Annotated in this window: 22 protein-coding genes; 15 read left to right on the top strand and 7 right to left on the bottom strand. The window is 63.1% G+C overall.

What is annotated here, in order from left to right; all coding sequences use genetic code 11:
* Nucleotides 1–78: 78 nt before the first annotated feature.
* Nucleotides 79–621, bottom strand: coding sequence for a DUF3237 domain-containing protein (locus ACIPZH_RS18030; RefSeq protein ID WP_349975751.1), 543 nt, complete (start codon nucleotides 619–621; stop codon nucleotides 79–81).
* Nucleotides 622–1,259: 638 nt separating this feature from the next.
* Between ACIPZH_RS18030 and ACIPZH_RS18025 the strand changes: the two genes are divergently transcribed.
* The 6 genes from ACIPZH_RS18025 to ACIPZH_RS18000 all read left to right on the top strand — a co-directional run bounded on the left by ACIPZH_RS18025 (nucleotide 1,260) and on the right by ACIPZH_RS18000 (nucleotide 7,745).
* On the top strand, nucleotides 1,260–1,502 hold the full coding sequence (locus ACIPZH_RS18025; protein ID WP_267816548.1) for a hypothetical protein: 243 nt from the start codon (nucleotides 1,260–1,262) through the stop codon (nucleotides 1,500–1,502).
* A gap of 400 nt (nucleotides 1,503–1,902) precedes the next feature.
* A complete protein-coding gene (locus ACIPZH_RS18020) occupies nucleotides 1,903–3,444 on the top strand; it encodes an ABC transporter ATP-binding protein (RefSeq protein WP_400637151.1) in 1,542 nt (513 codons plus the stop codon).
* A gap of 12 nt (nucleotides 3,445–3,456) precedes the next feature.
* Entirely contained in the window at nucleotides 3,457–4,557 is a 1,101-nt protein-coding gene (locus tag ACIPZH_RS18015) for an ABC transporter permease (RefSeq protein WP_400626555.1), read from the top strand.
* Between the two features lie 58 nt (nucleotides 4,558–4,615).
* Nucleotides 4,616–5,542: an ABC transporter permease gene (locus ACIPZH_RS18010; RefSeq protein WP_400626557.1), complete on the top strand. Its 927-nt coding sequence runs from the start codon at nucleotides 4,616–4,618 to the stop codon at nucleotides 5,540–5,542.
* 74 nt (nucleotides 5,543–5,616) lie between these two features.
* On the top strand, nucleotides 5,617–6,726 hold the full coding sequence (locus tag ACIPZH_RS18005) for a BMP family ABC transporter substrate-binding protein (protein WP_400626559.1): 1,110 nt from the start codon (nucleotides 5,617–5,619) through the stop codon (nucleotides 6,724–6,726).
* Between the two features lie 56 nt (nucleotides 6,727–6,782).
* The gene (locus ACIPZH_RS18000) at nucleotides 6,783–7,745 is read left to right on the top strand and encodes a 2-oxoglutarate and iron-dependent oxygenase domain-containing protein (RefSeq protein WP_400637149.1); all 963 of its coding nucleotides are present in this window, start codon (nucleotides 6,783–6,785) and stop codon (nucleotides 7,743–7,745) included.
* An 11-nt stretch (nucleotides 7,746–7,756) separates the two neighbouring features.
* Here ACIPZH_RS18000 and ACIPZH_RS17995 read toward each other — a convergent pair whose 3' ends face one another.
* Entirely contained in the window at nucleotides 7,757–8,941 is a 1,185-nt protein-coding gene (locus tag ACIPZH_RS17995; protein ID WP_400637147.1) for a M20 aminoacylase family protein, read from the bottom strand.
* A 1-nt stretch (nucleotide 8,942) separates the two neighbouring features.
* Nucleotides 8,943–10,244 (bottom strand): MFS transporter, encoded by a 1,302-nt coding sequence (locus ACIPZH_RS17990; RefSeq protein ID WP_267816559.1) that lies wholly within the window; start codon nucleotides 10,242–10,244, stop codon nucleotides 8,943–8,945.
* A 378-nt stretch (nucleotides 10,245–10,622) separates the two neighbouring features.
* On the opposite strand from ACIPZH_RS17990, the gene ACIPZH_RS17985 reads away from it, so the two are divergent.
* Entirely contained in the window at nucleotides 10,623–11,762 is a 1,140-nt protein-coding gene (locus ACIPZH_RS17985; protein ID WP_400637145.1) for a porin, read from the top strand.
* Here ACIPZH_RS17985 and ACIPZH_RS17980 read toward each other — a convergent pair.
* The 3 genes from ACIPZH_RS17980 to ACIPZH_RS17970 all read right to left on the bottom strand — a co-directional run bounded on the left by ACIPZH_RS17980 (nucleotide 11,739) and on the right by ACIPZH_RS17970 (nucleotide 14,764).
* Nucleotides 11,739–12,677, bottom strand: coding sequence for a LysR family transcriptional regulator (locus ACIPZH_RS17980; RefSeq protein ID WP_241803758.1), 939 nt, complete (start codon nucleotides 12,675–12,677; stop codon nucleotides 11,739–11,741). The two genes, ACIPZH_RS17985 and ACIPZH_RS17980, sit on opposite strands and share 24 nt — an antisense overlap.
* A 246-nt stretch (nucleotides 12,678–12,923) precedes the next feature.
* Complete coding sequence (locus tag ACIPZH_RS17975) at nucleotides 12,924–14,450, bottom strand: cryptochrome/photolyase family protein (protein ID WP_400637235.1); 1,527 nt, start codon at nucleotides 14,448–14,450, stop codon at nucleotides 12,924–12,926.
* 8 nt (nucleotides 14,451–14,458) lie between these two features.
* A complete protein-coding gene (locus tag ACIPZH_RS17970) occupies nucleotides 14,459–14,764 on the bottom strand; it encodes a DUF6482 family protein (RefSeq protein ID WP_400637143.1) in 306 nt (101 codons plus the stop codon).
* Between the two features lie 258 nt (nucleotides 14,765–15,022).
* Here ACIPZH_RS17970 and ACIPZH_RS17965 point away from each other — a divergent pair, with 258 nt between their 5' ends.
* Nucleotides 15,023–15,514 carry a DUF1543 domain-containing protein gene (locus ACIPZH_RS17965; RefSeq protein ID WP_241803761.1) on the top strand — a complete coding sequence of 164 codons (492 nt, stop codon included), beginning with the start codon at nucleotides 15,023–15,025 and terminating at the stop codon, nucleotides 15,512–15,514.
* A 45-nt stretch (nucleotides 15,515–15,559) separates the two neighbouring features.
* Here ACIPZH_RS17965 and nikR read toward each other — a convergent pair whose 3' ends face one another.
* Nucleotides 15,560–15,976, bottom strand: coding sequence for a nickel-responsive transcriptional regulator NikR (nikR, locus tag ACIPZH_RS17960; RefSeq protein WP_241803762.1), 417 nt, complete (start codon nucleotides 15,974–15,976; stop codon nucleotides 15,560–15,562).
* Between the two features lie 87 nt (nucleotides 15,977–16,063).
* Here nikR and nikA point away from each other — a divergent pair, with 87 nt between their 5' ends.
* The 7 genes from nikA (at nucleotide 16,064) to ACIPZH_RS17925 (ending at nucleotide 23,971) form a co-directional block, all read left to right on the top strand.
* On the top strand, nucleotides 16,064–17,638 hold the full coding sequence (gene nikA / locus ACIPZH_RS17955; protein ID WP_400637141.1) for a nickel ABC transporter substrate-binding protein: 1,575 nt from the start codon (nucleotides 16,064–16,066) through the stop codon (nucleotides 17,636–17,638).
* A 1-nt stretch (nucleotide 17,639) separates the two neighbouring features.
* Nucleotides 17,640–18,581, top strand: a complete 942-nt coding sequence (gene nikB / locus ACIPZH_RS17950) for a nickel ABC transporter permease subunit NikB (RefSeq protein WP_241803764.1) — start codon at nucleotides 17,640–17,642, stop codon at nucleotides 18,579–18,581.
* The gene (nikC, locus tag ACIPZH_RS17945; RefSeq protein ID WP_400626576.1) at nucleotides 18,578–19,423 is read left to right on the top strand and encodes a nickel ABC transporter permease subunit NikC; all 846 of its coding nucleotides are present in this window, start codon (nucleotides 18,578–18,580) and stop codon (nucleotides 19,421–19,423) included. Before nikB ends, nikC begins: the two co-directional genes overlap by 4 nt.
* Nucleotides 19,424–20,194: a nickel import ATP-binding protein NikD gene (nikD, locus tag ACIPZH_RS17940; protein WP_400637140.1), complete on the top strand. Its 771-nt coding sequence runs from the start codon at nucleotides 19,424–19,426 to the stop codon at nucleotides 20,192–20,194.
* A complete protein-coding gene (nikE, locus tag ACIPZH_RS17935; protein ID WP_267816576.1) occupies nucleotides 20,191–21,012 on the top strand; it encodes a nickel import ATP-binding protein NikE in 822 nt (273 codons plus the stop codon). The genes nikD and nikE overlap by 4 nt, the downstream gene beginning before the upstream one ends.
* 188 nt (nucleotides 21,013–21,200) lie before the next feature.
* A complete protein-coding gene (locus ACIPZH_RS17930; RefSeq protein WP_400637233.1) occupies nucleotides 21,201–22,247 on the top strand; it encodes a diguanylate cyclase in 1,047 nt (348 codons plus the stop codon).
* A gap of 314 nt (nucleotides 22,248–22,561) precedes the next feature.
* Complete coding sequence (locus ACIPZH_RS17925; RefSeq protein WP_241803768.1) at nucleotides 22,562–23,971, top strand: circularly permuted type 2 ATP-grasp protein; 1,410 nt, start codon at nucleotides 22,562–22,564, stop codon at nucleotides 23,969–23,971.
* Nucleotides 23,972–23,973: the final 2 nt, after the last annotated feature.

Genomic DNA, 23,973 nt, shown 5'->3' with positions numbered 1-23,973 from the left:
TTGCGGTATGAACCCGGCAGCGCAGCCGCTCACCTGCAACAAGCTGCACAGCCGCAAAACAATAGTTAATATTTATAGCTACTTAACTTCAAAGGCATCGTAGACCACTGCATTGCCCAAGCGCATTGCGCTACCCACGCCGACCGTGCGGTTAAGCCAGGCGTACTGGGGCGCCGAAGTCTCGAAACGCAGTGTGATGCGGAACTGGTAGAGGCTGGGATCGACATCTTCGCCAGCGGCAACTTTCTTCATGACCTCAGCCGGCCCGTAACGGTAGCCTTCGGTGCGCAGGTAGATCAGTGCACCGTCGTCGGTCTGCAGCAGGTAGCGGGTGTCGATGATTGCCACACCCTCGGGGCTGACGATCTGCCAGTCGGCGCCGTTATTGAGGATTGTGCCCTTGAGCCTGGCCCCCTCGAAATGGCCGCCTGTGATCGGGATGATACGCCGCTTGCCCTGCGCGCTGGTTTCGCCCAGCTCCCACACCGGCGCTACCAGGTCCACCGTGAAGCGCGCCAAGGGTTCGAGCTTGAGCGGGGGCGGAGCGTAACTGGCAGCCTGGGCAAGACCTGTACAAACACCAAGCAGCAGCACGAGCAATCCTCTGCCAAGGCTCATCATGCTGCCTCCTGCAGTGAATGGATATTGGAGTTTGTAGGGTTCAGGCCCCGAGATGCGCCACACCACATAGGCGGGAATCCTTGACAGCACCGAGCGGCGACCGCTGAGGGACGTGCAATAAACGCTTGCATGAGCACAGAATATCCTTTGTTATTGTTAGGTGGATAACATTGTTAACGATTATTTTTGTTAACCAATAATTTGTCAAGGTCATAGGGTCTTGCCGCAGAACCTTCAGTACCTTTGAGCTCAGCGCCATGCGGCTGGCACTCGACCTCAAGGGCACTGCGGTAGCCAGAGGGACGCCGGCCTGTGCTACATGCAGTTACAGACGACGAGTGAAGAATTCAGTTTTATTCCCTTTCCTGTAGTCCATTTCCCAAAGATACTCACGGCGCCTGTTTTTCGTTGCGGTCGTTATTTGTCAGTTTTAGGCTCGGTGGGTCGTTGCACATCAACGACCGACTTTGACAGGTCGCGACGAGATACTTGCAGAGCTTTGCCTTTCATGGCGGCTGTGTATGGGGCACGTTCGCGTGCACCGGTTCTGGTATCCGCCGGTCTGTCAACCTATGCACAGCTGCCACCTAACTGTTTGACAGCAGGTAGCTGGTGGCCCTGAAGATGGATACCAAAGCATGCTGAAGATAGTCCCCGACCCACCCCACACTCTCCACTCCCTTGAAGACACGCTGATGATGGCTGCCGACTACGCGCTTTGCGCCGAGGTCGTTGTCCAGCAGGCGATGTTGATGCAGCCGAAAGCACCTGCGTCCGTGATGATCATGACCTCAATCCACGAACTTGATGCCCTACGCAAATTGCTAGAGTCAGCCTTGGCACAGATACAAAAGCCAGCCGATCCGCAAACGCTGCATTAGTCCTCATCATGATTTGCCTGGGCTGCTCGACTTCGGGCTAGCTGCCTCGCACAGCGCCGCCCCTGAGGTTGCACACGCCCCTCAGGCCCCCGGTGAACCTGTCGGAGCCCGGCTTGCCGGCGATCGGGCCAGCCCAGTCACCCGGAGTTTCAAGGCGCCAACACACCCTTAAAGACGTCACTACCCTACTACCCTGGCGCTCCGCCCAAGCCCCTGCTCCCAGCGCCCCAATTTGGCACCTTGGCGCCCCAAAACCACACATACCGCTGCTTGACCACTCACCAAGCGTGCGCCCTTCCCGCCCTGCAGCCCCTCTAACACAAGCCCTTGAACAATAATCTGACCAATTGGCCATGTTTTTGCTGTGCAACTGCTCATCACCCTGACCCCGAGCAGTCCCATGTCCACATCCCCCTCGCAATTGCGCCTCGAGCTGCGTGCCATTACCAAGCGATACCCGGGCACTTTGGCCAACGACCGCATCGACCTGCGCATCGCGCCCGGTGAAATCCATGCCCTGCTCGGCGAGAACGGCGCGGGCAAGAGCACCCTGATGAAGATCATCTACGGCGTCACGGCGCCGGATGCCGGCCAGCTGCTATGGGAGGGGCAGCCCGTGCGCATGCGTGACCCTGCCCGCGCCCGCGCGTTGGGCATCGGCATGGTGTTCCAGCACTTTTCCCTGTTCGAAACCCTGAGCGTCGCGCAAAACATTGCCTTGGCGCTTGGCCGCGATGCCGGTACGCCAAAGCAATTGGCGCCGCGCATCCGCGAAGTGTCCCAACGCTACGGCATGGGCCTGGAACCTGAGCACCTGGTGCACAGCCTGTCGATCGGGGAACGCCAGCGCGTGGAAATCGTGCGTTGCCTGATGCAGCCGATCAAGCTGCTGATCCTCGACGAACCCACTTCGGTGCTTACCCCGCAAGAGGTCGACGAACTGTTCGTCACCCTGCGCACACTCGCCGCAGAGGGCTGCAGCATCCTGTTCATCAGCCACAAGCTCAACGAAGTGCGTGCCCTGTGCCATGGCGCCACCGTGTTGCGCGGTGGGCGGGTCTCCGGCGCTTGCGACCCGGCGCAATGCAGCGATCTGCAACTGGCGCGAATGATGGTGGGCGATGCCGAAGGGCTGGAGGCAAGTTACCCGAAAAGCGCCGGGGGCTTGCCACGCCTGCGGGTGGACGACCTGACCTGGCGCAACAAAGACCCATTCGGCACGTCCTTCGAACACCTGCGCCTGGAAGTACGCAGCGGCGAGATCGTAGGCATCGCGGGGGTCGCCGGCAACGGCCAGGACGAACTGCTGGCCCTGCTCAGTGGTGAAACACGCCTGCCCGCCAGCGACCGCGAACGCATCACCCTCGACAACCGGCCGATGGCCCACCTCTACCCCGACGCCCGCCGCGCCCTGGGGATGGCCTTCGTACCGGCCGAACGCCTTGGGCATGGCGCGGTGCCGGACATGAGCCTGGCCGACAACGCCCTGCTCACCGCTTTCCAGCAGGGCCTGGTCAACCGCGGCCTGATCCGTTCAGGCAAGGTGTTCGCGCTGGCCGAGCAGATCATCCAGCGCTTCGCGGTCAAAGCGCCGGATGCCCGGGCCACGGCACGTAGCCTGTCCGGGGGCAACCTGCAGAAGTTCATCCTCGGCCGCGAGATCCTGCAGGCTCCCAAGCTGCTGATCGCTGCCCACCCGACCTGGGGTGTGGATGTCGGAGCCGCCGCGGCGATTCACCGTGCGCTGATTGCCTTGCGCGACGCCGGCGCAGCAATCCTGGTGATTTCCGAAGACCTGGAGGAGTTGTTCCAGATCAGCGACCGCATCGGCGCGCTGTGCAGTGGCCGCCTGTCGCCGCTCAAGGCCACCGCGCAGGCCCATACCGTGGAGGTCGGCGGTTGGATGGCCGGCCAGTTCGATGCCCCGCAAGACGCCGCCTGACGAGAACCCCTCATGTTGCTATCCCTCGAACCCCGTACCCAGCAGTCCCGTGCCATGCTCGTTGTGTCACCCCTGCTTGCCGCCCTGTTGACCCTGCTCAGCGGGGCGATCCTGTTCAGCGCCCAGGGGCATGCCCCCTTGCAGACCTTTCACACGTTGCTGATCGAACCCATCAGCGACCTTTACGGCCTCTCGGAACTGCTGCTCAAAGCCTTGCCGATCCTGCTCTGCGCCCTCGGCCTGGCTGTGGCCTACCAAGCCCGCATCTGGAACATTGGCGCCGAAGGCCAGCTGCTGATCGGCGCCCTGGCCGGCAGTGCCGTGGCGATCCACCTCATCGAGTGGGAAAGCCGCTGGGCGCTGGTCTGGGTGTTGCTCGCCGGCACGCTGGCCGGTGCGCTATGGGGGGCACTCGCGGCCTGGCTGCGCACGCACTTCAATGCCAACGAAATCCTCACCACCATCATGCTCAATTACATCGCCTTGAACCTGCTCTTGTACTTCGTTCACGGGCCACTGAAGGATCCCGAAGGGTTCAGTTTCCCGCAGTCGGCAATGTTCGGAGATGCCAGCCGCCTGCCGGCGCTGTTCGAGGATGGCCGGCTGCATATCGGGCTGTACTTCGTGCTGATGGCACTGGTGGCGGTGTGGGTGCTGCTGCACAAGAGCTTCCTGGGTTTCCAGATCAAGGTGCTCGGGCAGGACCTGCGCGCCGCTGGGTTTGTCGGCTTTCGCCACAAGCGCCTGGTCTGGCTGGCGCTGCTGATCAGCGGCGGCCTGGCAGGCCTGGCCGGGGTCAGCGAAGTCAGCGGGCCGATCGGCCAACTGGTGCCGCAGGTATCTCCCGGCTACGGCTACGCGGCGATTACCGTCGCGTTTCTCGGGCGCCTCAACCCCTTTGGCATTCTGATCGCCGGGTTGTTGATGGCCCTGCTGTACCTGGGCGGCGAAAACGCGCAGATGAGCCTGAACCTGCCGCAATCGCTGACCGGGCTGTTCCAGGGAATGATGCTGTTCTACCTGCTGGCCTGCGACGTGCTGATCCTCTACCGGCTACGCCTGAAGCTGAACTGGCGCCGGCGCGCGCCGCTGGCAAAACCTGCCAGTGCCTGACTCCCCATGACCTTTTCGTTTACCTGCCGCCCACCGCGTGCAGGCTGAGGCTTCGACTATGGATCTCGATCTGCTTGGCAACATTCTCTACGCCATGGTGCGCTGCGGTACCCCACTGCTACTGGTCGCCCTGGGCGAACTGGTGTGCGAAAAGAGCGGCGTGCTCAACCTCGGCCAGGAAGGCATGATGCTCTTCGGCGCGGTGGTAGGGTTCATCGCCGCCTACGCCACCGGCAGCCTCTGGCTTGGCGTGCTGATGGCGTGCCTGGCCGGCATGCTGCTGGCTTCGCTGTTCGCACTCGTAGCACTCGGCTGCCAGGCCAACCAAGTGGCGACCGGGCTGGCGTTGACCATCTTCGGGGTCGGCCTGTCTTCTTTCGTCGGCACCGCCTGGGTCGGCAAGCCCCTGAGTGGCTTCGAGCCGCTGGCCATACCGCTGCTGGCGGACATCCCGGTCATCGGCCATATGCTGTTCAACCAGGATGTACTGGTTTACCTGTCCTTCGGCCTGTTCGTGCTGATCGCCTGGACGCTGCTCAAAAGCCGCACCGGGCTGATCCTTCAGGCGGTTGGTGAAAACCCCGACGCCGCCAGCGCCATGGGCCTGCCCGTGCTGCGCGTGCGCACCTTGGCGGTGCTGTTCGGCGGTGCCATGGCCGGGCTGGCCGGGGGTTACCTGTCGCTGGCCTACACCCCGATGTGGGCGGAGAACATGACCGCAGGGCGCGGCTGGATCGCCCTGGCGCTGGTGGTATTCGCCAGTTGGCGGGTGTTGCGGGTGCTGCTCGGTGCCTACCTGTTTGGCCTGGCGAGCATCCTGCACCTGGTGGCCCAAGGTATCGGCGTGAGCTTCCCTGCCAACCTGCTGGCCATGTTGCCCTATGTGGCCACGATTCTGGTGCTGGTGGTGCTGTCGCGCGATGCCATCAAAACCCGCCTGTACGCCCCGGTTTCACTGGGCCAGCCGTGGAAGACCGGGCGCTGAGGCCTCGCGCCTACCGCTATCGATGCCCCTCTGCTCTGTTTTCTTGCATTACCAACGCGCCTTACACAGCCAATATGAAGACCTACAGGAGCCACACCTTGAAACCTCACAATAAAAGCAAACACCTGCTGCGCGCCCTGGCAGCCGCCATTGGCCTGAGCACCGCCCTGACCGCCGCCGCCGCCGATCCACTGAAGGTTGGCTTCGTCTATATCGGCCCGATCGGCGACCATGGCTGGACCTATCAGCATGAGCAGGGCCGCCAGGCCCTGATCAAGCAATTCGGCGACAAGGTCGACAGCAGCTTCGTCGAGAACGTGCCCGAAGGCGCCGATGCCGAGCGGGTCATCCGCAACATGGCCAAGGGCGGCTATGACCTGGTGTTCGCCACCTCGTTCGGCTACATGAACCCCACCGCCAAAGTCGCCAAGCAGTTCCCGAAGGTCACCTTCGAACATGCCACCGGCTACAAGCAGGACAAGAACCTTGGTACTTACCTGGCCACTTCCTACGAAGGCCGTTACGTTGGCGGCTACCTGGCCGCGAAGATGACCAAGAGCAAGAAGATCGGCTATGTGGCCTCCTTCCCCATTCCCGAAGTGCTGCGCGATATCAACGCCATCCAGTTGGCGCTGGACAAATACAACCCCGGTACCGAAATCAAGGTGGTGTGGGTCAACTCATGGTTCGACCCGGGCAAAGAGGCCGATGCCGCCAACGCCCTGATCGACCAAGGCGTTGACGTGCTGTTCCAGCACACCGACAGCCCGGCACCGATCCAGGCCGCCGAACGGCGTGGCATCTACGCCGTCGGCTACGCCTCGGACATGGCCCACTTCGGGCCCAAGGCAGTGCTGACCTCCATCGTCAACAATTGGGGGCCGCACTACATAAAAAGCACTCAGGCGGTCATGGACGGCACCTGGAAACCTCAGGATTACTGGGGCGGGCTTGCCGATGGCACCGTCCAGCTGCCCCTCAGTGACCTGGTACCCGCCGAGGTCAAAAGCGGCGCCGAACAGATCATCGCCAGCATCAAGGACGGCACGTTCCACCCCTTCACCGGCCCGATCCTGGACCAGGCGGGTGCGGTCAAGATCCCCGCAGGCGCCGTGGCCAGCAACGCCGAACTGGCAGGCATGAACTACTACGTCAAAGGCATCACGGCGCAACTGCCCAAGTAAACACGGGTGGGAGCGCCAGCCGCTCCCGCTTGCACCGCCCTTTCACGGAGCCATTCATGAACACCCTGCCGATCATCGATATCAGCCCGCTGTACCAGCAAGATCCCACCGCCCGCCTGGCCGTAGCCCGGCAGATCGACGCCGCCTGCAGACAGTGGGGCTTCTACTACATCAAGGGGCACCCCATCCCGGCCAGCCGCATTGGCGCACTGAAAGCGGCCGCCGAACAGTTCTTCGCCTGCCCTGCCGAGGAAAAGCTGCGCATCGACATCACCCAGAGCGAGCACCATCGCGGCTACGGCGCCATCGCCACCGAACAGCTGGACCCGAGCCGGCCGAGCGACCTGAAGGAAACCTTCGACATGGGCTTTCACATGGCCCCGGATCATCCCGACGTGCTCGCGAAAAAGCCACTGCGTGGGCCCAATCGGCACCCCGCCATCCCCGGGTGGGAGACGCTGCTGCAAGCGCATTACCAAGACATGCACGCCCTCTCACTCACCCTGCTGCGGGCGATGGCGCAGGCGTTGGGCATCGAGCAGGATTTCTTCGACCAGCGCTTCGCCAACCCCATCAGCGTTTTTCGCATGATCCACTACCCGCCGCGCCAGGCCGCCAGCAGCACCGACCAACAAGGCGCCGGCGCGCACACCGACTACGGGTGCGTCACCTTGCTGTATCAGGACAGCACCGGCGGCCTGCAGGTGCAGAGCGTGGATGGCCAGTGGATCGATGCGCCGCCGATCGAGGGCACCTATGTGGTCAATATCGGCGACATGATGGCGCGCTGGAGCAACGACAGGTACACCTCAACGCCCCACCGGGTCGTCAGCCCGCAGGGCGCGCACCGTTACTCGATGCCGTTCTTTGCCGAACCGCATCCGGACACGATGATCAGTTGCCTGCCCAACTGCTCCAGCCCCGACAACCCACCCAAGTACCCGCCGGTTTCGTGCAGCGCCTACATGCTGTCGCGCTTCGCCGAAACCTATGCCTATCGCCGTGAGCAGGCCACGTAGCCTGCGCCACATCAGCTCAGGTAGTCTTCAACCCACTTCACCCAGCAATCGGAACCGATCTTCACCAGTGCGTCGTTGAAGTCATAGTGCGGGTTATGGACCGAGCAGCCGTGGAACTCCCCTGTGCCGTTGCTCAGCATGAAGTAGCACCCCGGCCGCGCCTGTAGCATGTAGGCGAAATCTTCGGTTCCCATCACCTTCTTGGGCATCCGCGCCAGCATCTGCCCTTCGGCAAACAGCGGGCGCAGGCTCTCACGCAGCTGTGCGCTTTGCGCCTCGCTGTTGCTCAGCGCAGGCGCCAGCTGGGTAAAGTCCAGCGCGATCTCCACCCCAAAGCTCTCGGCATGCCCCTTGACCAGCGCCTCGATGCGCTGGTTGATCTTCGACTGGGTTTCGGGCGTATCGGTGCGCACGCTGAGCAACATGCTCGCTTCATCAGGAATGATGTTGTAGACCGTGCCCGCCTGGATCATGCCGATACTGATCACCGCATACTCTTCAACGCTCAGGTTGCGCGACTTGATGGTCTGGATGCCACTGATCAGGCTATTCAAAGCCGAGATGGGGTCCACCGCAAGCTCCGGCATGGCGCCGTGCCCGCCTTTGCCGCTGATGCGAATGCTCACCCGCTGGGAAGACGCCATGGTCGGCCCGCTCTGCACCACGCAAGTGCCCACCGGCATGCCTGGCATGTTGTGCAGCGCGTACACAGAATCACACGGGAAACGCTCGAACAGGCCATCATCGATCATGGCCTTGGCGCCGGCCAGGCCTTCTTCGTCGGGCTGGAAGATCAGGTTCAAGGTACCGTTGAAGTTGCGCGTGGCAGCCAATCGCGAAGCCGCCGCCAGCAGGATCGCGGTATGCCCGTCATGGCCACAGGCATGCATGCGCCCCGGGATCTTGCTGGCATGCGCGAAGGGGTTCTTCTCACTCATGGGCAGCGCGTCCATGTCTGCCCGTAGCCCGATGCTGCGGGGGCTGTCGCCCACTTTAAGCACCCCTACCAGGCCGTGCCCGCCCACATTACGGTGTACCTCATAGCCCCAGGCTTGCAGCTTCTCAGCCACCAGGGCAGCAGTGTCAGGCGTGTCGCCGCCGAGCTCTGGCGCGGCATGGATCTGGCGGCGGATCTTGATGAACGCGTCCAGATCTTCGGCCAGCTGCGGCGTTTGATTTCGTTCGAAGGTACCCATGTCATTCGCATCCTTTGTTTTCAGGGAAGTAGTTGAGGCAGACCAGGCTTACCGCACCACCCACCAACAGGTAGTAGGCCGGTGCCAATGGCGTGCCCATTGCGGCAATCAGCCAGGTAGCGATCAGTGGCGAAAACCCACCGAAAAGCGTGACCCCCAGGCTGTAGCTGACCGAGGTGCCAAAGGCACGCTGTGCCTTGGGGAAGCCCTCCATGATCAACGCGAAGTACGCGCCGGCGCCTATGCAGGTCGGCAGAATCAACGCCGCGACACACATCATTGCCAGGCCCATGTGCTGCACGTGTCCAAGCACGTAGAACACCGGCAGCGTCAGCACCACGGGCGCAAGAATGGTCCAGACCAGCAGGCGTTTCCTGAGCTGGTACTTGTCGGCGAACTTGCCGGCCAGCGGGCATATGATCGCCATGCAGCCGCTGCTGATGCCGGCGATCGCCATGGCACTGCTTTGCGGGTAGTGCATGGCGGTCGTCAGGTAGGTGGGCATGTAGAACACGAACAGGTACATGCCGATGGTGGAACTGGCCATCAGGCCGATGCCCAGGCCGATGCGTTTGAGCAACTCCGGGTCCAGCGGCTGCCTGCCCTCCTGTGCCGCAGCGGCCTCATGGGTTTCGGGTAGGCGGTTGCGGATGTACAAGCCTACCGGGCCGATCAGCAGGCCGAAAATGAATGGAATGCGCCAGCCCCAGCTCTCGAGGCTAGCCGGGTCCAGCAACTGGCTCAGGGTGAAGCCGAACCCCGCCCCGACTAGCGCGGCATACCCCTGGCTGGCCGCCTGCCAGCTCACGCTCTGGCAGCGCTTGGCGGCAGTACTGGACTCCATCAGGTAAACGGATGCGGTACCGACCTCGCCACCTGCCGACACCCCTTGAATAAGCCGCCCGGCGACCAGCATGAACGTTGCAAAGATGCCCACCTGCGAATAGGTCGGCGCGAAGGCGATCAAGGCAGTGCCCAATGTCATCAAACCGATCGTCAGGCTCAAGGCGGCTTTGCGGCCATGCTTGTCCGCGTACCGGCCGATGATGATGCCCCCGACAGGGCGCATCAAAAAGCCCACACCAAAGGTTGCCAGCGACATCAGCAGCGAGGCCAGTGCCGACTCCGACGGGAAGAAGTGCCGGCCGATCAGCACTGCGAAGAAGCTGTAGATCGTGAAGTCGTACATCTCCAGCGCGTTGCCCAGTGAGCACGCTATCAGGGTTCTGCGCGAGGATGATGCCTGCGCATGACGCTTTGGCCCGGCCTCCAGGATCGTAGGTGCAGGTAGCGGTCTGTTCATTGTTATCTCCGATGGCGAATCACGGCATGCAGTGACTATCAGCCAATCGCGCTGCCAACACACTTGCGGTTTTGGCAATGAGCTAACCAATGGTTAATTGACCTGGCGCTGATGTGGCCGCTTTGCCTTGGCATGGCGCACAGATGCCCTGGCATCGTCCTTGTGCCCCGATAGGGGTCACCGAAATCGGCCACGCACTGGGCTGGGAACAGGGATCGCGCACTGCCAGGCAGCCGCTTCGTGGCGATCGTTTCCCGGCCCTGCCAAGTCCAACCCACCTTATTAACCAACAGGCATACGTTGGCCAAACAAGCAATCACGCTGCAACCTGATGTTCATCGAATCTAGCGCGACCGTGTCCTGTGCCTGGAGTCGTGAATGAATACTTGCATCACTCGCACCGTGTCGTTGCTGTTGATGAGCCAAGGGATTTGTCTTGCCACGCAGGCTGAGGCCGAGGGCTTCCCTACCCTCAACCGGCTGGCTTCCGGGTTCGGTTACTACGGGGTAGATCAGGGTTTCGATGACAAGCTGAAGGTCTACGGTACCGTGGATGCATTCGCCAGCTACCACGACTCCGAGCACCACTCAGGTTTCCAACTGGCAGGCGGCGGCGCCTGGACCAACAAGCTCGGGTTGTATGCCCGCAAAGCAGTTGCCCCTGATACGGTGCTGGAACTGGACGTCGAAGAAGGCTTCAATCTGAACGGCAAGGCCATGGAGGGGACCTGGGACACTATCGGCACGCTGCGCCTGGCAACGGTCGCCCTGCGTTCGCGCAGCCTGGGCAGGCTTGAGTTCGGCAAAACCTACGGGGTGAGCACCCCGACCTACGCCGACCCGTTTCTGGCGGCATACGGCTCACCGTACACGTTTCTGTCCATACCTGCTGCCGGCAGAGGCGCCTACTATCTCGACCTGCGGCCCAAGCACACCCTGGCCTACACCAGCCCGAGCATGAACGGCTTCAGCGTCGCAACGGCCGTGAGCTTCGGCTTCGATGATGTCGGCAGCCAGGGTCGTACGGTGCGTGGTGGGGGTGCGAAGCTGCAGTACCGAAACAGCCGTGTGCTGCTGCTTGGGTCTTACAACCTGTATTACAGCGACCCGTGGGACGATGGTGGCAACTCGCGACAGACTGCCAACCACTTCACAAGCCTGTCGGCGTTCTATGATTTCGGCCCGCTGTCCACCAGCCTGACCTGGCAACGCCAGGAGGTAGACCAAGCCGGCACACCCAGTACCACGGTTTACACCTTCGGCCTGATGGCCCCGGTGGGCAAGCTTGACGTGCTCAGGCTGGCGGTGGTCCAGCGGTCGGTGTCGGCCCGCGACAAAGACGCGCTGGGCGTGATGCTGGGCTACGACCATTTCTTCAACCCGCGCTGGGCCGCCTATGCGCGGGTGGGCATGATCGCCAACCAGAGCGCGTCATCGGTGACCTACGCAGGCACCCCTGTCGATCAGGTGGGCGATGACCCAAGCAATGTTTCACTAGGCATGTACTACCACTTCTGAAACGTCACGCGGCAGCGTCTTGAGGACTCTTGCGCGCAAGCTGTGGAAGAGTTCTTGAGCCGGAGCCGTGAGGCTATCGCGGTCGATGCAGACCAGGTTGATCGGATAGTCGGGGACCAACTCCTGCACCGCCACTTGAATGAACTCTGGCCGGATGGCAAAGGTGGTGGCGTCGTTCACGGCCAGTTCACTGATGGTCATCAGCGACTCGGTGTTTTTCAAAAGCTTGAGGGCCATCATTATCGACGTGCACTCCACTGCGTTCGGCGGCACCCGAAGGCCGTTGACTTCGAACAACTGGTGGAACTGCGATGCCTGATCGCTCAACTCGTCCAGGCTGATCCAGTTGGCGTACTGCAGCGAACGCAGCGACTGGGAAAACTTCTGTTGGTTGGACGCATGGCAGATCACCTTGCCCTTGATGCTGCCCACCGCCTCCCAATCCAGATTCAGACGGCTCAAGGGTTGCTGGGAGGTGATGGCAAAGTCCAGGCTACCGTCGCGCAGGCGTTGCAGGATCTGGCTGGGACGCAGGTCGGTGATGGTAATTTTCACCCGCGGGTACTTGCGCCGAAAAGCCAGGATGCTTTCATCCACGCCGTCAAGCATCGCCGTCAGCGAGGTGACGCCGATCGACACCGCCCCCAATGCGGCATCCTGAATGCTTGCCGCCTCGATCTGCAAACGGCGGATACTCTCCACCACCAGGTTGGCATGGCGGATGATGCGCTTGCCCTCATCGGTCAACGCCATGCCCTTGTACGACCGCTGCAGGAGGGTGAACCCAAGCTCCCGCTCCAGTTCCTTGATCGAACGGCTCAGGGCAGGTTGGGTGATGTGCAGGATCTTGGAGGCCTCGAGAATGCTCCCCCCCTGGTGAATGGCGACAAGCGCCTTGAGCTGATGAAGTTTCAAGCGTGAACACCTTATCGAGAGCGGCGGGTTTCAGGTTGCAGCTCACCTTGAACTGCAAAAAGAAGGCCCGGAATCGGTTCATGATCAGCCCTAGCCTGGCGCTGAACGCCCTGCTGCCGGGCTTGGCATCCAGAACCTGCGAGCACTGCGCCGAGCGGTTGATCTGCGACCATCACAAATGTGCATGATGGCTGCCCAGCGGTAGCTGCAGATCATGGAAAAGTGGTCGCTTATCGAACGGTTATTTCACAGGCTCTGGCCATTGTCGAGGCGGGCCAACAAGGCTTCGCCCCGCGCCCACACGCCTTCACGCCTGGCTACCGACATGCGCTCAAGGCTGCGATAGACCAAGGCCAGGCGGGGGTTGCCGGCCAACAGGTCACGATGGCGGATGATGAAGTGCCAGTACAGCGCATTGAATGGGCAGGCATCCTCCTCTACCGCATGTTCGACCTTGTAGCTGCAAGCCTTGCAATGGTCGGACATGCGCTGGATGTAACGGCCACTGGCGCAATAGGGTTTGGACCCCAGGTAGCCGCCGTCGGCGTGCATCACCATGCCGAGCGTGTTCGGCAGCTCGACCCAATCGAAGGCATCCATGTACACCGCCAGGTACCACTCGCATATCGCGCTGGGCACAATACCGGCGAGCAGTGCGAAGTTGCCCGTGACCATCAGCCGCTGGATGTGATGCGCGTAGCCCAGTTGCAGCGTCTGGCCGATGGCCTGCGCCATGCAGCGCATGCGGGTATGCCCGGTCCAGTAGAATTCCGGCAACGCACGGTCGTTGCCAAGGTAGTTGAGCGCGGCATACTCAGGCATGCGTAGCCAGTAGATGCCGCGCACATACTCGCGCCAGCCGATCAGCTGGCGGATGAACCCTTCAGCAGCGTTGAGCGGTATGCGCGCCTCACGCCAGGCATTGTCCACGTCGTCGCACAACTGCCGCACATCCAGCAGCCCGATGTTCAGGGCCGCACTGATTCGCGCATGGAACAGGAACGGCTCGCCTTCGGCCATGGCGTCTTGATAGTCGCCGAACGCGGCCAGGCCGAACTCGAGGAAATGTTGCCAGAGCTGCTGGGCCTGTTCATGGGTCACGGGATAGTCGAACCCTTCGACCGCGCCATAGTGGTCTTTGAAGCATTCGCCGACCAGCGCCACGACCGCCGTGGTGATTTCGTCGTGCTCAAAGCGCGCCGGGAATGGCCCACGCAGCCCCCGTGGCAAGGGTTTGCGATTGTCACCGTCCAGGTTCCAGGTCCCACCCACAGGGCTGCCATCGAGCTCCAGCAGAAGGCCGCAGCGCTTGCGCATGCCGCGGTAGAAATGCTCCATACGCAATTGGCGACGGTCTTTCGCCCAACGTGCGAACGCCTCGCGCGAGCACAGAAAGCGTGTATCGCGATGCCATACCAGCGGTAAGCCGGCATCGTTCAACGCCTGCTCCAGGCGCCACTCACCACACTCGGTCAGGTGGATGTGCGTCGCCCCCAGGGCCTGCTGCCACCGGCGCAACTCACCGACGATGCTGCCGCTGTTGCCGGGTGCGTTCAGCTCCACATATTCCACCCGCCAGCCGCGATCACGCAGCGCCTGGGCAAAATGGCGCATGGCGCTGAAGATGAGCACGATCTTTTGCGGATGGTGGGGCACATAGCGCGCCTCGCCCTGCACTTCGGCCATCAGGATAACGTCGTGTGCAGGGTCCAGCGTGGCCAGGCTCGCCAGGTCGAACGACAGCTGATCCCCCAGCACCAGGCCCAGGCGCATCGCACGGTCTACCACTGGCCGGCCAGCGTCACCGGTACGCGCAGGGGCTCGACAGGGCCGTTGCGCTGGCCGCACATCTCGTCATGCACCACCTGTTGCACCAGCATGCAAGGCACGGGCGGCAGATCGGCCAACAGTTGGCGCAGCTCGGTCGTCGAGCGCAAGCGCAGTGCCTGGCCGTTCGCATCGCTGAGGGTGAGCGGCCCTTCTTCGGTCAGCGCGCGCAGGATGTAAAAGCCGCCTTCCAGCGACAGCAGCTCAAGTTCTCGAACGTTACCGGCTGCGGCCAGCTCCGTCAGGTTGTGCAGATTCATGGCGTGTACTCCATCAGGCAGGCTTCAGCTGCGCAGGGCGGCATTTGCAAATGTCAGACTCAGTAAATCCTATACAATAATAGACTGATGTATAGGTTTTGGTTTTTATTGTATAGATTTCGGCTGATATTTAGTGATCGCCCGTGGGCCGCTGCGACCGGCGCCAGAGCCGGCAGGTAATGGTGAGTCGAGAGACGATGGTCGACCGGCCTCATAACCCGCAGAATAGGTGGCTCCGGCCCTGTGAAGGAATTGCTCATGCTGTACGTAGTCATGCTCGGTGGCCGCCACCCACGGGCCAGTATCGAGGTGCACGACGTGCTGTTCGCGCAGGCGGACTCACTGCAGCAGGCGTACCCGCAACTGCGCGAAGGCTGGTTCGGCAGCCGTGCAGGCCTGCATATCGACTCGTGGCTGGAAGTCGACGGTATCGACCGCTACCGTGTCGCGTTCAGCCCCCTGGCGCCAGGCCCGGACGACATGCGGCTGTTCTTCATCAACCTGGGTGGCTACGAGCCACAGGTGTTCGGTGAGGCGCATCGCTACCTGCTGGTAGTGGCCAGGGACAAGGCCCAGGCCAAGCAACTGGGCAAGCAACGCATGCAGGCAGGCTGGCTCAAGCCGCATACCGATGCAGTGCTTGAGGTCGACGATTGCCTGCCAGTCGACCTGGTGGGCGGGCGCTATGTGCACTTGATAGAAGGTGCGCATGGCGGGCTGCGGCAATACAGCGACTACATCCTGCTCTGAGGTCCCGGCTGCCTGGCCTCGGCGCTGGGGCAGCGATCCCGTTCCTCAGCGCACCTTGGCCTGACCCGGCGCCGGCATCACCTGCACCTGGCCATGCTCCACCCCACGCTCGACCATCAATTGCCGAGACAACTCGCCAATGCGGCCACTTTCGCCCTGCAGCACCGAGACCTCCAGGCAATGGCCGGCGTCCAGGTGCACGTGCAAGGTGGACCGGGTCAGGTCGTGGTGGGCATGCAGGGTCTGGTTGAGCCGCCTGGGCAGTTCGCGGGTGCTGTGGTCGTACAGGTAGCTGACCACGGCCACGCAGGCGGCATCGTCCGGCAACGTTTCAGACTCGCGCATGCCCGCACGCAACAGGTCGCGAATGGCCTCCGAGCGGCCCTGATAGCCTTGGCTCGCCACCCGCCGGTCGATGACGTCGAGCAGTTCCTCATCCAGCGTGATGGTGATCCGTTGCATTTGGTAACTTCCGGTAAGATGATTTTACATAGACATCATACCCACTGCGCTTTAGCCTACGGCCTCCGTGAAAGTGGGGAACGCAGTGTGAAGCAGCAGCCAGGTAAACGAAAGCCCGCCCTCCTGGGCCTCCTTTTTCTCGCTGCGTGCACGGTTGCACCGGCCAGCAGCGCCGCCGAGCAAGGGCCACGGCTGGTGTACTCGTGGCCTGTGAATGCCGGGCCGCTCGACCCGCGTGGCTACTCCCCGAACCAGATGTACGCCCAGGCCATGGTCTATGAACCCCTGGTGCGCTATACCGCGGCCGGTACGCTGGAGCCTTGGCTGGCTGAGGCCTGGCAGGTGTCGAATGACGGCAAGACCTACACGTTCACGCTGCGTGACGGTGTGCGCTTCAGTGATGGCACGCCGTTCGATGCGCCTGCAGCCAAAGCCAACTTCGACGCAGTGCTGGCCAACACTCAGCGCCACCGCTGGATGGAGCTGGTGACCACCCTGGACCACGTTGAAGCACCTGAGCGCCTGACCCTGCGCCTGGTACTCAAGCACCCCTACTACCCGACGCTGATGGAACTGGCCCAGGTTCGCCCCTTACGCTTTGCCTCGCCTCAGGCCAAACCTGGCCAGCCCGCCGGGACCGGCCCGTGGATGCGCGCCGAATCGCGCCTGGGCGAATACGACCGCTTCGTGCGCAACCCTCATTACTGGGGGCCAAAGCCGGCCTATGCCGAGGTCATGGTAAAGGTCATCCCAGACCCCAACAGCCGCGCACTGGCGCTGCAGGCCGGCGAAATCGAGCTGATCCAGGGCGCCGCTGGCGAGATCACGGCCGGCACATTCGTGCGCCTGCGCGAGCAAGGCTTCGCCACCGCACTGTCGGCGCCGCTGGCCACCCGCACGCTGGCGATGAACACCGGCCGTGGCGCCACCCGCGACCTGGCGGTACGCCAGGCGATCAACGAGGCGGTGGACAAGCAAGCCATCATCGACAAGATCCTCTATGGCCTTGAGCCACGGGCAGACACCCTGTTCGCCAGCAACATGCCGTACGCCGATATCGGCCTCAAGCCCTACCCTTATAACCCTGCCCTGGCCGCACGCGCGCTCGACGCTGCCGGGTGGGCCCTGGCGCCAGGCGCTTCAGTGCGTAGCAAAGGCGGCGAAGCGTTATCCATCGAGCTGGTGTTCCTCGGCACCAGTGCCTTGCAGAAGAGCCTGGCCGAAGTGCTGCAGGGGGAGTTGGCGAAAATCGGCATCCACATCGATCTGCGTGCGGTTGAGGAAGGGGCGCTGGTGCGGCGCCAGCGCGACGGCGACTTCGGCATGATCTTCGCCGACACCTGGGGTGCGCCCTACGACCCGCACTCGTTCGTCAGTTCCATGCGCTACGCCGGCCATGCCGACTACATGGCCCAGCGTGGGTTGGCCATCAAGGACGAACTGGACAAGCGCATAGGCCAAGTGCTGGCCAGCACCGATGAGCAGCAGCGTGCCGAGCAGTACCGCTTCATCCTCACCACCTTGCACGAACAGGCCGTCTACCTGCCCATCTCGCACCTCACGGCCATCAGCGTGCGCCGTGACTCGGTGGCCAAGGTCCAGTTCGGCAGCACCTTGTTCGACGTGCCGTTCGAAACCATGACACCGAAACAGGAAGACTGACATGTTGCGCTACATCCTGCTGCGCCTGGCGCTGCTCGTGCCGGTCATGCTTGGCGTGTCGTTGCTGGTGTTCGTACTGCTGCACCTGGGCAGCACCGACCCGGCGCTGGACTACCTTCGGCTTTCGCACATTCCACCGACCGACGCAGCCATCGCCGAAGTTCGCCATACCCTGGGGCTGGATCGCCCGTTGTATGCGCAATACCTGAGTTGGCTGTGGAACGCCGTGCACCTGGACTTCGGCATCTCCTACATCACCGGCCGGCCAGTGCTCGATGACCTGCTCTACTACCTGCCCGCCACCCTGCAACTCGGCGGCCTGGCGTTGGCCTGCACGCTGCTGCTGTCGATCCCGCTGGGGCTGCTGGCGGCCCGTTGGCAAGGGCGCTGGCCCGACCACGCCGTGCGGGCAGTGACCTTCCTGGGGGTGTCCATGCCCAATTTCTGGCTGGCATTTCTGCTGATCGCGCTGTTTTCCCTATGGCTGGGCTGGCTGCCACCGCTGGGGCGCGGGGGGGCCGGGCACCTGGTAATGCCAGTGCTGGCGATCGCCCTGATGTCGATGTCGATCAATGCCCGTCTGCTGCGTGCCAGCCTGCTGGAAGCCGGCGGGCAACGCCACGTCACCTATGCCCGTGCCCGCGGCCTGCCCGAGCGGCACGTCTGGCGCGACCATATCCTGCGCAATGCCTGGTTGCCGCTGGTAACGGCCACTGGCATGCACATCGGCGAACTGATCGGCGGCGCACTGGTGATCGAGACCATCTTCGCCTGGCCCGGCGTTGGCCGTTTTGCGGTGTCAGCAGTGCTGAACCGCGACTTCCCGGTGATGCAGTGCTTCACCCTGCTGCTGACCGGCCTGCTGATGATCTGCAACCTGGTCGTCGATGTCTGCTACGCCTGGCTTGACCCTCGCAGCCGGCTGGAAGGGGTGAACGCATGAGTACGCCGTCTGCCCTGCGTCAGCCCTGGCTGCTGCGCCGCCCCAGCCTGACGATCGGCCTGGTCCTGGTCGGCCTGCTGGCAATGCTGGCGCTGTTCGGCCAGTGGATCGCCCCGCATGACCCCGACCTGGTCGACCTTGGCCGGCGCTTGCAGGCGCCCGACGCCAACCACTGGCTGGGCACCGACCACCTCGGGCGCGACCTGCTTTCACGACTGATCGTCGGCACGCGGCTGTCCTTGGGCAGCGTGATGCTGACCCTGGCGCTGGTGCTGGCGCTTGGCCTCGCGGTCGGCGGCGTGGCCGGGTTCGTCGGGGGGCGCACCGACCTGCTGGTGATGCGCGTGTGCGACATGTTCATGACCTTCCCCACCCTGGTACTGGCATTCTTCTTCGTCACCTTGCTGGGCACAGGTCTTAGCAACGTGATCATCGCCATCGCACTGTCCCACTGGGCCTGGTATGCGCGCATGGTGCGTGGCCTGGTGATTGCCCAGCGCGGTCGCGAGTACGTCTTGGTTGCACGCCTGGCCGGCGCCTCACGCTGGACGCGGCTGCGCCAGCATGTGCTGCCCAACATCGCCGGCCCCCTGCTGGTGCTGGCGACCATGGACATCGGCCACATGATGCTGCACGTCTCCGGCCTGTCGTTCCTCGGCCTTGGGGTGGCGCCGCCCACCGCCGAATGGGGCGTGATGATCAACGACGCCAAGGAGTTCATCTGGACGCACCCGCAACTGCTGCTGTTGCCAGGGCTGATGATCTTCTTCTCGGTGATGGCCTTCAACCTGTTGGGCGATGCGCTGCGCGACCGCCTGGACCCTACACAGGAGCGCCATTGAATGAACCCGTCGGTCCTTGAAATCCGCGGTCTGCGCATAGAGGCGCAGGCCGGCGTGCTGGTGCACGGCGTCGACTTGCAACTGCGCCGCGGCGAAGTCTGCACGTTGGTCGGCGCCAGTGGCTCGGGCAAATCCCTCAGTTGCCTTGGTGCGCTCGACCTGCTGCCACCAGGCCTGTCGCGCACCCAAGGGCAGTTGCTGCTCGATGGCCAGCCGCTGGCTGCCAGCAGTGCCCGTGGCCGCCTGGCCAGCCTGGTATTGCAAAACCCGCGCAGCGCCTTCAACCCGGTACGCAACATGGCCAGCCACGGCCTGGAGACGCTCCGGCAGCGCGGAGTCACCGGTACGCAAGCCCGTGCGCGGATGGCCCAGTGCCTGGATGCGGTGGGCCTGGCAGACCGTGAACGGGTCCTGCAATCGTTCGCCTTTCAGCTCAGCGGGGGCATGCTGCAACGGATGATGATCGCCCTGGCGCTCATGGCCGAAACCCCGTTCCTCCTGGCCGATGAACCCACAAGTGACCTCGATGCCCTGAGCCAGGCGCGTTTTCTCGACTTGTTGATGGAACTGGTGCAGGTCCATGGGCTGGGGGTATTGCTGGTCACTCACGACATGGGCGTGGTGGCGCGCTGCGCAGACCAGGTGGCGGTGATGGAAGCCGGCCGCGTCGTCGAGTACCAGCCGGTGCATGCGCTTTTCCAGCGCCCTGCCAGCGCCACTGCCCGTACCCTCCTCCACGCCCACCAGATACTTTGCGGGAGCCAGCCATGAGCCTGCTGCACGTCCACCACCTGAGCCATCGCTATCGCACCGGGGGGCTGTTGCGCAAACGGGGCTGGCTGCAGGTGCTCGACGGTATCGAGCTGCAACTGCATGCCGGTGAGTCGGTCGGCCTGCTGGGCAGCAGTGGCAGCGGCAAAAGTACGCTGGCGCGGCTGCTGCTCGGGCTGGAAAAACCGACCCAGGGCCAGGTGAGTTTTGCCGGGCAGGATGTCAGCCAGCTACGGGGGGAGCAGGCGCGCGATTTCCAGCGCACCGTGCAACTGGTGTTCCAGGACGCCCCCGGTGCCTTCAACCCGCAGCGCAGCATCGGCTGGAGCATCGCCGAACCGTTGCGCCACCTCACCGGCATGGATGAAGCCCAGCGGCAAGCGCGCACGCTCGAACTGCTGCAGGCCATGGGCCTGCGCGCCGAGCATGCGCAACGGCTGCCGCAGCAGTTGAGTGGCGGCCAGTTGCAGCGTGCCAACATCGCCCGGGCGCTGGCCGCCTCGCCGCAGCTGGTGGTGCTCGACGAAGCGTTGTCGAACCTGGACCGGGTATTGCAGTTGCAAACGCTGCAGCAGCTTGAGGCGTTACGCCAGCGCAGCGGCACCGCCTTCGTGCTGATCAGCCATGACCTGAGCCTGGTGCAGTACTTCTGCCAGCGGGTCGTACTGCTGGACGCTGGCCGCATCGTCGAGGACCGGCCCGTCGAGCACGGCACTGTTTTCGAGCATCCCGTTGGAAAGCAGCTACAGTCTGCCATGTTGCCCGTACGGCCCGACAAGAGGCAGGCAAGACAAGCGCTGCCACTCGGCATGCACTGACACCAACTTGAGGGTGCATCCGGCGTGAACGCCAGAACGCTTTTCCAGTGCGCAGGCAAAGTGCCACAATGCGCCACCGATCACGAATTGCGGCCGATGCCATGACAGAGCTCAATCCAGGCGATGAGATAGCGCACTGCGTTAGGACGGATCGCCTGCACCAGCTGTTCGTCCAGTCGGCACCCGCTGTGCTTGGCAGTTTCCTGGCGGCGGCAATGCTGTGCTGGTTGGGCTGGGAGCGTTTCGACCAGCAAACGGTAGCCGTCTGGATGACAGTGCTGAGCCTGTCGACGGCCCTGCGCACCGCGATGTTCGTCGCCTACCTGCGAGCACCCGCCAGCCAACGCACGGCCGAACGCTGGGAGTGGCGCTACTGGGCAACCCTGGCGTTGTCCGCGGCAGTCTGGGGCTTGGGCGCACTGGCGGTGATGCCTGCCGACGACCTGTTGGGGCAGGCATTGATCATGCTGTTTGCCGTGGGCATGTCCGTCAGCGCAGTCTCGTGTTACTCCTCGTACCGCAACATGACCCTGGTCTCGATCGCCTTGGTACTGCTGCCTTGCACCGGCTGGCTGCTGCTGCAGCCATCCGCGCTGCAACAGGGCATCGCCCTGGCGGTGCTGGTGTTCGCCTCGTTCGTGGTCAATGCAACGAACAGCCTGTCTTCAGCGCTGGTCACCGCCTGGCGCCTCAGGCATGAAATGGAGCGCGCACACCGCCTTGCCATCGTGGCCTCATGCACGGACGAACTGACCGGCTTGAACAACCGGCGTGCCTTCTTTGACTGCGCCCTGGCGCAGCACGCCCTGTGCCAGGAAGCGCAGACGTACGTAGCCGTGCTGATGCTGGACGTCGACCATTTCAAACAGATCAACGACACCGCCGGGCATGCGACGGGCGACCAGGTGTTGCAACGGATCGGTGCAGCCATCAGCGCCAGCCTGCGTGCTGACGATATCGCCGGCAGGCTGGGCGGCGAAGAATTCGCCATCCTGCTACCCGACACGCCTCTGGCCACTGCCAGCGAGATCGCCGAGCGCCTGCGGACCTTGATCGCAAAGCTGAGCGTCAACAGCGAACACGCCGTTACCGCCAGCATAGGCCTGGCCTTCGCCAAAGCCCCCGCCAGTGAACTCGATACCTTGCTCAGCAGTGCCGACAAGGCCATGTACCGTTCCAAGGCATCGGGCCGCAACCGCGTGACGGTTGTCGACCACAGGCATGCAACCGCCTGATGGTACGGCTGGCCAGGGCCTGACGCCTGACCGCTTGCCCTGATTTGGTTCGACTTTTCCAGCAAACCAGGGCGCGCACCCATTTGATGCAGCAACCTGTGGCCGGCGGCGCGCCCTGCCCACGCCAACCTCCGCCAAATCGCCTGATATTGTCGCGATATTGATAGCAACAAGCGCACTCACGCTGTTCCAGAGCCATTTTTGTTCCTGACGCTTGCGACCTGCCCGTTCCGGCATCGTCATTGCAACGCCCTCTCCCGATCGCTTGGCAAGCGAGAAACGAAACTGCCGACGAGTCGTGGCAAGGAGTGGGTATGTCCCGGGCTTTTTTCAATGAAATGTATGAGGCAAACGGAAGTTGCCGCCCGCACTATCAGGAGTTCGCCCGCTGGCTGGCGAACACACCGCTGGAACTGTTGGAACAACGGCGGCATGAGGCCGACCTGCTGTTCCACCGGGCCGGTATCACCTTCACCCTCTACGGTGACCAGCAGGACACCGAGCGGTTGATCCCCTTCGACATCATCCCGCGCAGCATCCGCGCCAGCGAATGGCGCATCGTTGAACGTGGGTGCATCCAGCGGGTTCAGGCGCTGAACCTGTTCCTCCAGGACATCTACCACGATCAGCGCATCCTCAAGGCCGGCATCATTGCGCCAGAGCAAGTGCTGGCCAACGAGGGTTATCAGGTCGCCATGCAGGGCCTGAACCTGCACCGCGGGCTGTACGCCCATATCGCCGGCGTTGATTTGGTACGCGACAGCGATGGTACGTATTACGTACTGGAAGATAACCTGCGCACCCCCAGCGGCGTCAGCTACATGCTCGAAGACCGCAAGATGATGATGCGCCTGTTCCCTGAACTGTTCGCCGCCCAACGCATCGCACCGATCGACCACTACCCCAACCTGCTGCTCGACACACTTAAGAGTGCCAGCCCGCTGGACAATCCGACCGCCGTGGTGCTCACCCCCGGGCGCTTCAACAGTGCCTACTTCGAGCACGCCTTCCTGGCGCGGGAGATGGGCATCGAGCTGGTCGAAGGCGCCGACCTGTTCGTGCGCAACGACCACCTCTACATGCGCACCACCGCAGGCCCGCAGCAAGTGGACGTGATCTACCGCCGGCTGGACGACGAATACCTCGACCCCCTGTCGTTCAACCCTGATTCGATGCTGGGGGTACCGGGGCTGATCTCGGTGTACCGGGCAGGCAACGTCGTGCTGGCCAACGCGGTGGGCACCGGCGTTGCCGACGACAAGTCGATCTACCCCTACGTCGACGAGATGATCCGCTTCTACCTGAGCGAGGAGCCGATCCTGAAGAACGTGCCCACCTGGCAATGCCGCAAGCCACAGGACCTGTCCCACGTTCTGGCCCACCTGCCCGAGCTGGTGGTCAAGGAAACCCAAGGCTCCGGCGGCTATGGCATGTTGGTCGGCCCTGCTGCAACGGCGGCGCAGATCGAGGACTTCCGTGCCCGCATCAAGGCGCGCCCGCACGCCTACATCGCTCAGCCCACGCTGTGCCTGTCCACCTGCCCGACTTTCGTCGAAAGCGGTATCGCGCCGCGCCACATCGACCTGCGTCCGTTCGTGCTGTCAGGCAGCGAAACGCGCCTGGTGCCGGGCGGCCTGACCCGCGTTGCACTGCAGGAAGGCTCGCTGGTGGTCAACTCGTCGCAGGGCGGCGGCACCAAGGACACCTGGGTGGTGGAGGACTGAGC

The sequence above is a fragment of the Pseudomonas sp. NPDC089758 genome (assembly GCF_044748705.1).
GTDB lineage: Bacteria > Pseudomonadota > Gammaproteobacteria > Pseudomonadales > Pseudomonadaceae > Aquipseudomonas > Aquipseudomonas putida_X.
The sequence above is the reverse complement of the archived record's forward strand: the minus strand, read 5'-3'. Positions and strand labels throughout refer to the sequence as shown.